The organism is Rhizobium sp. PP-CC-3G-465, assembly GCF_004343445.1.
Classification (GTDB): Bacteria; Pseudomonadota; Alphaproteobacteria; order Rhizobiales; family Rhizobiaceae; genus Ferranicluibacter; species Ferranicluibacter rubi.
In genome coordinates this window covers 1-13663 of record NZ_SLYH01000018.1, presented here as the reverse complement: position 1 = coordinate 13663, position 13663 = coordinate 1, and the positions used below count along the sequence as shown (strand labels likewise).

Annotated in this window: 11 protein-coding genes; 3 read left to right on the top strand and 8 right to left on the bottom strand. The window is 56.9% G+C overall.

Annotated elements, in window-relative coordinates; genetic code table 11:
• Positions 1 to 20: 20 nt before the first annotated feature.
• Together C8J33_RS24620 and C8J33_RS24615 are read right to left on the bottom strand one after the other, a co-directional pair.
• The gene (locus tag C8J33_RS24620; protein WP_110802979.1) at positions 21 to 992 is read right to left on the bottom strand and encodes an SMP-30/gluconolactonase/LRE family protein; all 972 of its coding nucleotides are present in this window, start codon (positions 990 to 992) and stop codon (positions 21 to 23) included.
• A gap of 73 nt (positions 993 to 1065) precedes the next feature.
• Positions 1066 to 2055: an aldo/keto reductase gene (locus C8J33_RS24615; RefSeq protein ID WP_132665686.1), complete on the bottom strand. Its 990-nt coding sequence runs from the start codon at positions 2053 to 2055 to the stop codon at positions 1066 to 1068.
• A gap of 136 nt (positions 2056 to 2191) precedes the next feature.
• Between C8J33_RS24615 and C8J33_RS24610 the strand changes: the two genes are divergently transcribed.
• A complete protein-coding gene (locus tag C8J33_RS24610; protein WP_110731132.1) occupies positions 2192 to 3085 on the top strand; it encodes a LysR family transcriptional regulator in 894 nt (297 codons plus the stop codon).
• A gap of 404 nt (positions 3086 to 3489) precedes the next feature.
• Here C8J33_RS24610 and paoC (C8J33_RS24600) read toward each other — a convergent pair whose 3' ends face one another.
• From paoC (C8J33_RS24600) to C8J33_RS24580, 5 genes are all read right to left on the bottom strand, one after another.
• The gene (gene paoC / locus C8J33_RS24600) at positions 3490 to 5688 is read right to left on the bottom strand and encodes an aldehyde oxidoreductase molybdenum-binding subunit PaoC (RefSeq protein ID WP_110802978.1); all 2199 of its coding nucleotides are present in this window, start codon (positions 5686 to 5688) and stop codon (positions 3490 to 3492) included.
• Between the two features lie 472 nt (positions 5689 to 6160).
• On the bottom strand, positions 6161 to 8362 hold the full coding sequence (gene paoC, locus C8J33_RS24595; RefSeq protein ID WP_132665685.1) for an aldehyde oxidoreductase molybdenum-binding subunit PaoC: 2202 nt from the start codon (positions 8360 to 8362) through the stop codon (positions 6161 to 6163).
• A gap of 4 nt (positions 8363 to 8366) precedes the next feature.
• A complete protein-coding gene (locus C8J33_RS24590; RefSeq protein ID WP_110731128.1) occupies positions 8367 to 9317 on the bottom strand; it encodes an FAD binding domain-containing protein in 951 nt (316 codons plus the stop codon).
• A complete protein-coding gene (paoA, locus tag C8J33_RS24585) occupies positions 9314 to 9958 on the bottom strand; it encodes an aldehyde dehydrogenase iron-sulfur subunit PaoA (protein WP_110731127.1) in 645 nt (214 codons plus the stop codon). Before paoA ends, C8J33_RS24590 begins: the two co-directional genes overlap by 4 nt.
• A 130-nt stretch (positions 9959 to 10088) precedes the next feature.
• Positions 10089 to 10334 (bottom strand): hypothetical protein, encoded by a 246-nt coding sequence (locus C8J33_RS24580; protein ID WP_132443190.1) that lies wholly within the window; start codon positions 10332 to 10334, stop codon positions 10089 to 10091.
• 669 nt (positions 10335 to 11003) lie between these two features.
• On the opposite strand from C8J33_RS24580, the gene C8J33_RS24575 reads away from it, so the two are divergent.
• Positions 11004 to 11723: a response regulator gene (locus C8J33_RS24575; RefSeq protein WP_132449657.1), complete on the top strand. Its 720-nt coding sequence runs from the start codon at positions 11004 to 11006 to the stop codon at positions 11721 to 11723.
• On the top strand, positions 11720 to 13117 hold the full coding sequence (locus tag C8J33_RS24570) for a sensor histidine kinase (protein WP_245419571.1): 1398 nt from the start codon (positions 11720 to 11722) through the stop codon (positions 13115 to 13117). The genes C8J33_RS24575 and C8J33_RS24570 overlap by 4 nt, the downstream gene beginning before the upstream one ends.
• A 151-nt stretch (positions 13118 to 13268) precedes the next feature.
• Here C8J33_RS24570 and C8J33_RS24565 read toward each other — a convergent pair whose 3' ends face one another.
• Positions 13269 to 13613: a transposase gene (locus C8J33_RS24565; protein ID WP_422039069.1), complete on the bottom strand. Its 345-nt coding sequence runs from the start codon at positions 13611 to 13613 to the stop codon at positions 13269 to 13271.
• Positions 13614 to 13663 lie beyond the last annotated feature (50 nt).

Below are 13663 nucleotides of genomic sequence, written 5' to 3'. Positions count from 1 at the left end.
CCGGCGTTTGATGTCGAGACCTACTTACTTACTGAGCTGTTGAAATCCTGTAAGATAAATTGATCGACTTTCTCGGCGCTGGCATCAAGCAGGCTGTCGATGCGCGAATTGAGGACCCAAGCTTCATTTCCAACGACTGCGACCGCAGACGGGAAGGTGCTTACAGCGGGCTTCGTTGCATTCACCTTCGCGGTGGTCCAGCCATCATCGGAGGCGATTTCCACGGCACGCGGCTCACCAACATTGACCGAAGCCACAAGATGGTTGGGGTCAGTAAGGTTGATGCCATCCATTCCCTTGAAGGTCTCAGGCAATGCCACCTTACTAATTTTCGCCGGATCGGAGATGCTGATCCGGAATATTTCACCGCTGTTCCAGGCGCCGACCAGGAGATAGCCGTCGGGATGATAGACGATGCCGTTGAGGCCGAACATGTCGCCGGTCTTAAGTACGGGGGCATCGGCGAAAATGGTCAACTTACCGGTGGTATCGATGCGATAGATCACCTGTGCGAAGCTATCCGTAACATAGGCGTTTCCGGCGGGATCGAGCGCCACGTCGTTGGCATTGCGAACGCCGGGCCCCACGGACGCGAGGTCGTAAAAGGCGAGACGCTTGCCCGTCTTGCTGTCAAAAACCGCAATTGCAGCCAGCTTGCCCTGTGTCTCCACAGAGGATTTTTCGGATCTACCCAAGTCACCGACAGTTACCCAGAGGTGATCCCGCGCGTCATCGACATGGATGCCGAAGGTCGATGGGAGAGCTTCGTCGCGAATAAAGGTCTTGTAATTGCCGTCCATGTCAACAGTTCCGATCGAACCGTTCTGGGCCGAACCGATGAAAAACGTGCCCTGTTCAGAAGACCAGGACGCACTTTCGGGGTAGATCGTGTCTCCAGAGAACTCGATATTCTTCGTATCGGCCCCGAAGCTTAAATTTGCGGTCAGAAAAAATATTACGCTAACAGTTGCAGCAAATCTGGCGATGCGCATTTTGGTCCTCGATTGTATAGTGAATTTGGAACTTGCCCGTAGAGCGGCGACGCCCCGCCCGCGTTGCGACAATTTAGCGTCCGGTCGTCGCCAATAGATGCGCCGGGTAGCGCTCACCCTCTATGTCCATATCGGCAAGCGCATGAGAGATCTCGAACAGATCGCCGTCATCAAGATCAAGATTGACCGAAGCGATGTTTTCCTCCAGCCGGTGCAATTTCGTTGTGCCCGGGATCGGGACGACCCAAGGCTTCTGCGTCAGCAGCCAAGCAAGCGCAACCTGCGCCGGAGTGGCACCTTTCTCAGCCGCGATGCGCTTCAGCAGGTCTACCAGTGCCTGGTTGGTTTCCATCGCCTGCGGTGTGAAGCGTGGTAAAATGGAGCGAAAATCGCCCTCTCCAAGCTTGGTGTCCCTGTTCATGACGCCGGTGAGAAACCCTTTGCCAAGCGGGCTGTAGCACACCAGACCGATACCCAACTCTTCGCAAGTCTCAAGGATGCCATTGGTTTCAACACCTCGGCTCCAGAGCGAGTATTCATTCTGGAGGGCGGCAACCGGCTGTACCTTATGAGCACGACGAACTGTCTCGGCACCCGGTTCTGAAAGGCCGAAATGTCGTACCTTGCCCGCAGCTATCAGGTCCTTGACGGCTCCTGCAACATCTTCGATCGGCACGTTCGGATCGACCCTGTGCTGATAGAACAGGTCGATGACATCAGTACCTAGCCGCTTGAGCGATGCATCGGCTACCTCCCGGATGTGCTCGGGGCGACTGTTCAACCCTTGCGACTTGCCATCGACAATATCGAAACCAAACTTGGTCGCGATCACGACGCGGTCCCGAATGGGGCTTAGCGCCTCTCCGACCATTTCTTCATTGGTAAAAGGCCCATAAATTTCGGCTGTGTCAAAAAAATTGACCCCTCGATCTGCTGCCTCGCGGATAAGGGTGATGCCTTCGGCCTTGGTCACCTTCGTCGCATAGCCGAAATTCAGACCCATGCACCCAAAGCCGACGTTGGAAACCTCAAGATTGTCGTTTCCCAAATATCGCAGCTTCATTGCCGTTGCCCTTTCAGCTTAAACGCCAGTTGCTCTCAACGAACCTGCGGCAACTCTACCCGGTTTGCACTCCGGGGATTAGACACCGACGGGGACTAAGGTATATGACTGAAGGTCATCAATATGGAGCGTATACATGAGGCGCGAGGATCTTGCCGACCTGACGATATTTCTTGCTGTCGCCGAGGAAGGCAGCTTCACGGGTGCGGCGAAAAAACTGGGCCTCAGCCAATCTGGTCTCAGCCATACACTTCGGCGTCTCGAAACCCGGTTAGGATTGCGGCTTCTGACGCGCACGACACGTAGCGTGGCGGTAACGGAGGCTGGAGAACGGCTTCTCGATATACTCCAGCCAGCGCTTTCCGACATTGAAGAGCGCCTGTCCGACTTGAACGAGTATCGGGAAAAACCCGCAGGCACCATTCGCATCTCGTTGTCTGAACATGCAGCCGAGTCCGTGCTGTGGCCCGCAATTGACCGGCTAATTACCAAGTATCCAGACATCAATATCGAACTCAATGTTGATAATGGTTTCGTTGACATCGTCAGTCAGAAGTTCGATGCAGGCGTCAGGATGGGAGAGAGGGTCGAAAAGGACATGATTTCAGTCCGTATCGGGCCAAAGCTGCGGATGGCTGCATTCGCTTCGCCAAGCTACATCGCCCGGAATGGCATACCAACCACGCCGAAAGAACTGGCAAACCATCGTTGCATCAACATGCGCTTCGTCAGCGGCGGCAGCATCTATGGGTGGGAATTCGAGAAGTCAGGCGGGGAGATAGCGGTCAAGGTCGATGGCCAACTCGTCCTCAACTGTACCCCCCTAATAATCAAGGCTGCCCTTGCAGGTCACGGCATCGGCTTTCTGATTGAGGATGTCGTAAGGGAGCACATGGGCACCGGCGCACTTGTCCCGCTGCTCCAGGATTGGTGCGAGCCCTTTGATGGCTATCATCTCTACTATCCAACGCGGCGGCAGGCATCGCTGGCCTTCCGCCTTCTTGTCGATGAACTGAGATACCGGGTCTAGTTTACACGTGGTGGCAGGGCCGACTTGCGCGCTTACGGAAGTGAACTATAGCGCGCAAAATCAAATTGATCGTCCAAGTTGTCGCTCGGGGGTGTCGGGATCGCGAAACGGGGGGATCTATCATGCGTCGATGCACGGTGTCGTAGGCCTGACCAAGAGCGTGGGTCTTGGACTACGCGCCGAAGGTATCCGGATCGACGCAGTTTGCCTCGGTATATTTTGCAACGGTTATTGTCTCACCGGCAGAACCTTTCCCCGCGCTTCGCGCATCGATACGATGTCTGGCGATAGTCGAGCCGGTGAGTTTTCACTGCAGAACTTCTAAAGCTCAGCCTGCAACGTTATGGCTTTTGCCCGCAAACGATCGGCGCAAAATCCTCCGCCGATGCTGTGACCAGATCGGCTCAATTGACCTCTGGCAATTGCTGCAAAAGCTTGTCGATTGTCACCGGATATTGGCGAACCCTGACCCCTGTGGCGTTGTAGACCGCATTGGCAATCGACGCGCCGACACCGGTAAGCCCGAGTTCACTCACACCTTTTGCTTTCATGGGCGACGACATTTCGTCTGTCTCGTCTAGGAAAATGACATCCTGATTTGGGATGTCAGCATGAACCGGAACTTCATAGCCAGCAAGATCGTGATTGACGAAGAAGCCGCGCCGTTTATCGACAACCAGATCCTCCATCAATGCGGCGCCAACGCCCATCGTCATTGCACCAATCACCTGGCTTCTGGCGGTTCTGGGGTTAATGATTCGCCCGGCAGCGCAGACTGCCAGCATACGCCGCACGCGGATCTCGGCCGTGTAGGGATCGATAGCGACCTCTGCGAACTGCGCCCCGAACGTCTGTTGCTCGTAAGTTTCGCCAAGTTTGCCGAAGACGATCATGTCCTCGGCAACGAGACTTCCGTCCCGCGCTGCTTCCGCAAGGGGGATGCGGCGGTCACCCGAAATCACGTGGCCATCCGCGAACCGGGCGTCTCGCACATTCAGCCCAAGTTTTTCTACAACGGCTTCACGCAGCTTCATGCAAGCCGCATAGACCCCCGATGTCGATGAATTCGCACCCCGTTGTCCGGCCGATCCGGCGCCCCGGGGAAAACGCGAGTCGCCGAGGCTAACCGCCACCATCGACATTGGGAGCCCCATCATTTCCGCGGCTGTTTGACCAATAATCGTGTAACTACCTGTCCCGATATCGGTCATATCGGTTTCCACCGTGACCACACCCTCGGAATCCAGCCGTACGCGTGCCGCAGAATCTCGTGAGCCGTCGCCGCGAATGGCCGAGGCGACGCCCATCCCGATCAGCCACCTCCCATCGCGGTGCTGGCCGGGCCGGGGCTTTCTGTTGGCCCAACCGAATTTTTCGGCTCCGGTGCGAAGACATTCGTTCAGCTGGCGCCTGGAGAAGGGACGGTCGGCATTTTCCGGATCAACCTGCGTATCGTTGATGACGCGGAATTCGATAGGATCGATCCCCAACTTTTCAGCCATCTCATCCATCGCGATCTCAAGTGCCATCATTCCGGACGCCTCGCCAGGCGCCCGCATTGAACTTCCTTCCGGCAAATCGAGGACCCCTTGGCGAAGGGCAGTCATGCGGTTTGCTCCCGCGTAGATAAGACGGGTTTGCATGACGGCATTTTCCGGGAGGCCTTTCGCGATATTCCCCGACCAGCTCTCATGCCCGATTGCCGTAATCTTTCCATCGCGGCTTGCTCCCAGCCGGATGCGCTGGATCGTTGCTGGCCGATGCGTCGTGTTGTTAAACATCAGCGTCCGGGTCTGCGCGACCTTGACGGGGCGTCGGGCCGCACGCGCGCCTAGAGCGGCCAGAACTGCGTCTGCGGCCACCGTTGCCTTGCCGCCGAAGCCACCGCCGATAAAGGGGGAAACCAGCCGCAGGTTTTCCTCCGGCATATCGAGAATTTTTGCCAGGTCCCGTATACCCCAATTGATCATCTGCTGAGATGTCCAGAGCGTGAGGTTATTTCCTTCCCACAGCGCAAGCGTTGCATGAGGCTCCATCATGGCGTGAGCCTGGTCAGGTGTTGTGTACGTCTCATCCAAGCTGACATCGGCGTCGCCATACGCTCGGTCAAAATCGCCTATAGATGAATCGGCACTGCCGCTCCCGGCAGGGCCTGCCGTCCTCTTGGCAACCGCGAGATCGAAGGCTCCCTGTTCTTCAGCATATTCAACGCGGACAAGTTGCGCGGCCGCTCGGGCCTGCTCGAAGCTGTCGGCGACGACTAGAGCGATCGCTTGATGATAGTGCTGAATGGCAGGTCCGCCCAGCAACGTTGCGGCGAGAAAGTCGCCTTTGCCGAGCTTTCCCGCATTTTCGGCGGTTACGATCGCGACGACGCCCGGCGCTGCTTCCGCGGCGGCAAGATCCATGGCCACGATGCGACCCTTGGCAATGCCCGCGCCGACGATAAAGCCATAGGCTGTGTTCAGTTTTGAGTCATGCCACTCGTAGGCATAAGTCGCCGTGCCGGTGACCTTTCTAGGGCCGTCGATACGTTCGATCGGCTGGCCGACGACTTTGAGTTGGTCGATCGGATTAACGGTCGCTGGCGTATCAAATCGCATTTTCGAGTACTTTCTGCTTTTCCTGAAACGCTGATACCGATCAACGACCAGGCTAACTACGTGGCGTTCAGCCAACCGGTGACGGCAGCGAGAGCCTGCTCTCCCGATCGGCTTGGAGGGAAAATCCTTCCAGAACCCGAGCGCCGGATGCGTGTCCAGCTACAACGTCAAGACTGCTGCGAAGGCCGAAGCCACCATGAGTGATGATCGGAATGAAGGTTTTCCAGAGACATCATGGGCGCTTAGAAATGCGCGAACCGGCGAAGGCGGCGCCGTCCCCAGAGCGGACAAATACACTAGGGCATTGCTTTCAGTGCTTGATCTGAGCGGTTGCGGTATCCGGCGACACGCTCGATGCCGCCGCAAATGGCAGGAATGCCGCCGTTATCACAGCATTCGGTCTCGAAGTATTTGCAGGACCGTCTATTTTGTGACTTTCTTCTTGGAAGATAGTGCAAGCCCAAAGGGAGATTTACGCCCCGATTTCGGGCATGGCGTGCAGCAGCTTGTCCAGCGTGATCGGGTATTCACGTACGCGGATGCCCGTGGCGTTGTAGGTTGCATTGGCAATCGCGGCCGCGACGCCACAGAGGCCAAGTTCGCCGACCCCTTTGGCCTTCATCGGCGACGAATACGGATCGGTTTCGTCCAGGAAGATCACCTCCTGGTGAGGAATGTCCGCATGAACAGGTACCTCGTAACCTGCTAAGTCGTGATTGACGAAAAATCCTCGCCTCGTATCGACCGCGAGCTCTTCCATCAAAGCGCCACCAACCCCCATCGTCATGGCGCCGATGACTTGGCTGCGTGCTGTAATGGGATTGAGGATGCGGCCCGCTGCACAGACGCCAAGCATACGTCTGACCCGAACTTCGGCCGTATTGATATCGACGCCGACTTCAACAAAATGAGCACCGAAGGTTGATTGCTGGAACTGCTTTCCCAGGTCGCCAAACTCGATGGAATCCTCGGCGACAACATCGCTACCCCTTGCTGCTTCAGCAAGCGGTACCTGACGATTGCCTAGACGCACCATGCCGTCCGCGAATTCCACCTCGGTAGTGTTGAAGCCTAGTCGCTGGGCGACAGCTTCGCGCAGTTTCACGCAGGCAGCATAAACGCCGGAGGTGGAGCTGTTGGCACCGAATTGACCGCCTGAACCGGCAGAGACGGGAAAACGGGAATCGCCAAGCTGGACGGCGACCTTGTCCATTCCAAGCCCCATCATCTCGGCCGCAGTCTGGGCAATGATGGTGTAGCTCCCCGTTCCAATATCGGTCATGTCGGTCTCAACCGTCACGACACCATCGGCATCGAGGCGGACGCGTGCGCCCGACTTGAGCGTGATGTTGTTCCGGAAGGCGGCAGCTACGCCCATCCCAACCAGCCATTGCCCGTCGCGGACCTGTGCAGGTCTCGGGTTTCGCCTGTTCCAACCGAACCGGTCGGCACCTATCCGAAAGCACTCGTTTAACTGACGATGAGAATACGGGCGCTTCGGGTCTTCGGGATCGACCTGGGTGTCGTTGAGGATGCGAAACTCGACGGGATCAAGCCCTAGCTTCTCGGCCATTTCGTCCATGGAAATCTCGAGTGCCATCAAACCGGGCGCCTCGCCCGGTGCTCGCATGGCGTTGCCTTCGGGCAGGTCGAGCGTCGCGAGCCGCATCGCGGTCATGCGATGTTCGCCGGCATAGAGCAAGCGCGTCTGCTGTACTGCCACTTCGAGCTTGCCCTCGGGAAGGTTGCCGTTCCAGCTCTCATGCGCGATGGCGGTAATCTTGCCCTGCGGCGTGGCGCCGATGCGAATGCGCTGGATCGTTGCCGGGCGATGGGTTGAATTGTTGAACATCAGTGGGCGCGGCAGGCTGAGTTTGACCGCGCGTTTTGCCGCTTTCGCGGCAAGCGCAGCCAATACTGCATCGGACCTCAAGAAGAGCTTGCCGCCGAAACCTCCGCCGATGAAGGGCGACATCAAATGAACCTTGCTCTGATCCATCTTCAGTGTTGCCGCAAGGTCTGCCCTTGTCCATGCGATCATTTGGTTTGATGTCCAGAGAGTCAGTTCGTCTCCCTCCCATACGGCAAGCGAAGCGAACGGCTCCATCATCGCGTGGGCCTGGTCGGGGGTCGTGTAGGTCTCGTCGAGCTTGACCGGTGCCGCGGCAAAACCAGATTCGAAATCCCCTGCGGCGCTATCGGCCTCTCCATCTTCGGGCTTGATTGCCGAATCTCGCACCGCTGAGAGATCATATGCTCCTTGCTCTTCGATATAATCAACGCGAACGAGGTTTGCTGCCGCGCGTGCCTGTTCAAGGGTCTCCGCCACGACGACGGCGATAGCCTGGTGATAATGCTGGATCTCAGGGCCACCGAAGAGTTTTGCAATGTTCAGCCGGCCCTTGCCAAGTTCGCCGGCACTTTCGGCCGTAACGATAGCAATTACGCCAGGCGATGCGCGAGCCGGACCAAGATCGATCGACGAGATGCGACCCTTGGCGATCGCTGCTCCAACGACGTAGCCGTAAGCCGCGTCAAGGGATGAATCGTGCCATTCGTATGCATATGTGGCCGTGCCTGTGACCTTTCGGGGACCGTCAATGCGGGTGATGTGTTTACCGATGACTTTCCCCTGGTCGATCGGATTGGTCGTGGCGGGAGTGTCAAATCTCATCGGGTCATCCCTTCGCTTCTGTCAGGACAGCGGCAAGCGTCCTCTCGACAAGCTTCACCTTGAACGCATTTTCATGGGTGGGCCTCGCGCCTTCGAGCAGCTGTCTAACCGTCGCCTGGGCGCCGGTTGGCAGTTGCGATTCTGCGGCCTCATTGCGCCACGGCTTATGAGCAACGCCGCCGACCGCAACGCGACCGGTGCCGTCACGCTGTACGACCGCGGCAATCGAAATGAGCGCAAACGCGTAGGAGGCGCGATCACGCACCTTGCGATAAATATGCCGCCCGCCAACGGGCGCGGGCAGCGTCACTGCTGTAATCAGTTCTCCCGCTTCAAGCGAGGTTTCGACATGCGGAGTCTCATCGGGAAGCCGGTGGAAGTCGGCGATAGGAATGGCGCGTGTCGTGCCGTCCGGCTTAACCGTCTCCACTGTGGCATCCAGTGCCCGCATGGCAACGGCCATGTCGCTTGGATGCGTCGCGATGCAAGCGTCACTAACACCGATAACCGCGTGCTGCCGGGAAAAGCCACCGATCGCGGAGCAGCCGCTTCCCGGCTGGCGCTTGTTACAGGGCTGATTGGTGTCGTAGAAATAGGGACAGCGTGTACGCTGAAGCAGATTTCCAGCCGTCGTTGCCTTGTTGCGCAACTGACCAGAGGCTCCCGCCAGAAGCGCGCGCGAAAGCAGACCATAGTCGCTTCGAACGCGCTCGTCCGCAGCCAGATCGGTGTTGCGAACGAGGGCGCCGATGCGCAATCCCCCGTCGGGTGTGGCTTCGATCTTGTCGAGCGACAGTCCGTTGACGTCGATCAGATGCGTCGGCGTCTCGATCTCGAGCTTCATCAGATCGAGGAGATTGGTGCCGCCGGCAATGAATTTCGCACCATTGGTGCGGACGACGGCAGCGGCTGCTTCCGCCGGAGAATTGGCGCGCTCATACGTGAAGGATCTCATGCCGGTCTCCCTGCGACTTCATTGATGGCTTCGATAATGTTTGGGTAAGCACCGCAGCGACAAATATTGCCGCTCATCCGCTCACGGATCTCGACGTCGCTTACCTCCGTCGGTGCCGTCAGATCCGTAGTGACGTGGCTCGGGATACCCGCTCGAATTTCCGCAAGCACCGCGACGGAGGAACAGATCTGCCCGGGCGTGCAGTAACCACACTGGAAACCGTCGTGCTTGACGAAAGCCGCCTGCATAGGGTGTAGGTCTTCCGGCGTGCCGAGCCCCTCAATCGTGGTGATTTCGTCGCCCTCATGCATAATCGCGAGTGTCAGACAGGAATTTATCCTGCGTCCATCGACCATCACTGTGCATGCGCCGCACTGGCCGTGGTCACACCCCTTTTTGGTTCCGGTCAGATGAAGATGTTCGCGCAATGCGTCGAGAAGTGACGTGCGGTTGTCGAGTTCCAAATGATGCGCCGCGCCATTCACGGTGAACTGGACGCTAGTCGAGGCAACAAGAGATTCAGAATTCTTGGCTGTTTGGGCCTTTGCCGTGGCTGGAAGCGTGCCAAGCGCTACCGAAGCTGCGGCCGTTCCGACCATTAGATCGCGCCGGGATATATCGAGATGTCCAGGTTTTTGCATAATGAACTCCGTGGAATTGGTCGGAATAAACCGCTTACAAAGCGGCTTTCCCTGCTAAGCGAATGCGACTGGCATCACCTATATACTAGGGCGCTGCGGTAGATGGATTAGGCTCAGATCGTGATAGGGTTTAGGTCGTTGGTTCATAAATGTGGTCGGCCGCCGCACATTCTGAAGGAGCGTCAGGCGCTCTCGCACTGGCATAGTTCTCAGGATCTGAAATGAGCGCGTTATCGGTGGCGGGCGCTGGTCCCGACAGAAGAAACGCCCCAAAGAGTACTGTTATGAGGGCAAAATCCACCGCCCAGCGTTCGAAACCCATGGATACGGTGTCGACACAGCGGGTGACATAATGGGGTTCATCGTTGTTCGACATTATTTTCTTCCGCTTCAAATCCCTGTTTGGGAAGCTTCTGCAAAGCTCCTCGGCCGGCAGTACGCCATATGACGAACGACGAGGTTCGCTTCGAAGCTGCGCAGTGAGTAACGTCCAGCTACTGACGCGCTAAATCATATTGGCAAGACAGACCCTACCCGCGGGTTGTCGCAGAGCTTTGTCCGCGAGGTCATAGTTTGTCGCAAAGTGTAATGTGTTCGGGGCCGACGCTGACGCCAGCAGTTCGATGTTAATTGCGTTCTCTAGCCGTTCCATAAGACAGCGGGGTCAGAGGCCGAAACTCACGCCGCGTCACAAATGTAACCGTGCGGCGAAAACCGCGACAACTTGATAGATCGCTGACAAATCGCTGCGACGCTGCAGGCGTATCGTATCCGTTGACGTGCTCTATGATTGGAGGCGGAACGTCACACCGATGATGCAGGCTGACCTTATGGGTTCCAGACAACAACAAGCGGCTATTCATTGTGCGTGCGGGGATTATCGATCGCCAGGCGGATCGTGGCATCAAACGGTTTCAACGGCGATACGGTGACCGAGGTTGCGCGGTCCATGGAGGTGTCGCCATCGTTCATTTCTACACTTTGGACTGTTGATTTTGCAGTCGCAGGTGTACTCAATATGATTAGCTAACCAAGAGATGCCGTTATGGATGCTGAACCTCACATTATCGTCGTTGACGACCACCGAGAAATTCGCGACCTCGTAGCGGCCTATTTGACGCAACACGGATATAAGGTTAGCGCAGCAGAAAGCGGTGCTGCGTTGAGAAAGATCCTCGAGAAGAGTTCCGCTGACCTCTTGATCCTCGATATCATGATGCCCGGCGAGGACGGACTTTCTGTGTGCAGGCAAATCAGGGCAAGTGGCGATTTGCCGATAATTTTCCTGACGGCCATGGCTGACGATACTGACCGTATCATCGGTCTAGAATTAGGCGCGGACGACTATCTGGTGAAACCTTTTAATCCTCGGGAACTTCTCGCGCGCGTTCGAGCGGTGTTACGACGAGCCTGCAGTTCAACGACAGTGCGCGAACCGCCTAAAGACGAAGTCATCGGATTTCACGGGTGGCACCTTCATGTTCGACGACGCGAGCTTCAGTCACATGAGGGCCTGGGCGTAGCTCTGAGCACGGCGGAGTTTCGTCTGCTCAAGGTGTTCCTCGATCACCCTCATATTGTCCTCACGCGTGACGAACTGCTTGATCATACCGCTGGCCGTTCCGCCGACGCCTTTGATCGCAGTATCGACAATCAGGTGAGCCGCCTCCGCAAGAAAATTGAACCCGATCCCAAAAATCCGACGATTATCAGAACGCATTGGGGCGGCGGCTACAGCCTCTCGGTCGAGGTGACAGTTCAGTGACCACATGGTGGAAAAAGAGCCTTGCCGGCCAATTCATTGTCTTCATTTTGGCAGCCCTGCTTATGGGCCAGACGATCGCATTTCTCATTTCGTCGCGGCAGCGCGAAGTCGCGATCAGACAAGCGATCGAAGGCGATTTCGTTAGTCGCACGGTGGCACTTTCTGGCGTGTTGCAAACCGTCCCAAACGATATGCGCCGGAACGTCCTGATTGCGAGTTCAACGGGATATGCGCGCTTTTGGCTCTCGGATGGTTTGCCGGATCCATCAAGCTGGTATCGAACGGCTAAGGCCAATCTGGACCTTTCCATCATGGATCTCATCACCGCGAATAATACCGAATTGCAGGCAGAGCCGAGCATTGCTGGGCAGCCCGCAGATGGTGATGAATCGATTACCTCTTGGCAACCGTTCAAAGCTGTTGACGCGATACCCGGAGCGCAATTCGTGCATTTCGCGGACCAGGAGGGGATGGGAATTGCACAGAGGCTACACGATGGATCGTGGCTCAACGCAGCATATTACAAGGAGACCCCCCCAAATCTTTGGAGCACGCAGTCGATGCTTTCTATCGGCATAACCGCAGTGATCCTGAGCATCATCGGCGCTTTGGTCGCCAACCGCATTGCGCGCCCGCTTCGCGAACTTGCCGTTTCCGCCGAAGCGCTTGGGCGAGGGGAGGAAACGTCGATCTCTCCGCCCGGCTCTCCCGACGACATCCGTCAGCTTTATGAGGCGTTTGACCGGATGCAGTTAAGGCTTCGGAGATTTGTTGACGACCGAACGCGAATGCTTGCAGCGATCGGGCACGACCTGCGAACACCGCTCACAACGTTGAAACTGAGGGCAGAGTTTGTCCAAGACCCAGATCTTCAACAGAAGATCTTGGCGACAGTTGACGAGATGCAGTCGATGACGGAGGCTACCCTCTCTTTCGCGAAGAGTGAGGCGACGTCGGAGCCCACGCGTGCTGTTGACCTTGCAGCCTTGATTGGAAGTCTCTGCGATGATCTTGCCGAACTTGATTACAATGTTGACTTCAGAGACAGCGACAGAATCAGCTATCGGTGCCGTCCCGACAATCTGAAGCGCGCCGTCCGCAACCTTATTGAAAATGCTCTTCGCTACGCCGGAAGCGCCGCAGTGAGCGTCCAGATTGCTGCCGATGCGATCGAAATCAGGGTGGATGACAAAGGTCCGGGGATCCCGCAGACGCAATGCGAACAGGTATTTGCACCCTTCTACAGACTGGAAGATTCGCGGAGCAGGGACACTGGAGGCGTCGGACTGGGGCTGTCTATTTCCAGGGCGATAGCTAGGCAACATGGTGGGGACATTGTTCTCTCGTCGAACAATCCCGGCCTTCGCGCTGCATTGTTACTGCCATTCGCTTGAGAGCCGGCACCTTGTAATGAGACCTGTGCGCGGGAAGCATTTTGCGTTGATTTTTTCAGCTTTCCGGGAAAGTGCGCAAAGATATCAGCGCCGGCGGCGCTGGCTGTGTCTTCTGACGCTCTGGTATGAGCGTCAGTGGTGTTTTTGCCCGCTATCCGGCCATAGCGATTATCTTCAAACTGCGTTTCATATTGTAGGCGATCGCGGTGAGGCGAATTTGAACGCCGGCCTTGGCAAGCCCTCGCCATCGCATCCAGCGGAGACCGTAGCTTCGTTTCCATGTGCCAAAGATCTTCTCGATCCGGCCACGAATGCGCTGGATCGGTTGATTAAAAGCCTCAAGGCGCGCCTGTGTTTCGGCTTCGTCCCGTCCCGACATGCCGGTGGCAACGATACGTGGCGTTCCACCCTTGGTGGTATGCCTCCGCCGAAGGCCGTCTGCCCTGATTTGGTGATTGGCTTTAAGTCCATGCCTTATGTCATGCGCTACAATCATTTCCCCTATTGAGGTCTCTTCCGCGGACGATCTTGGCCGTCGACGGGATT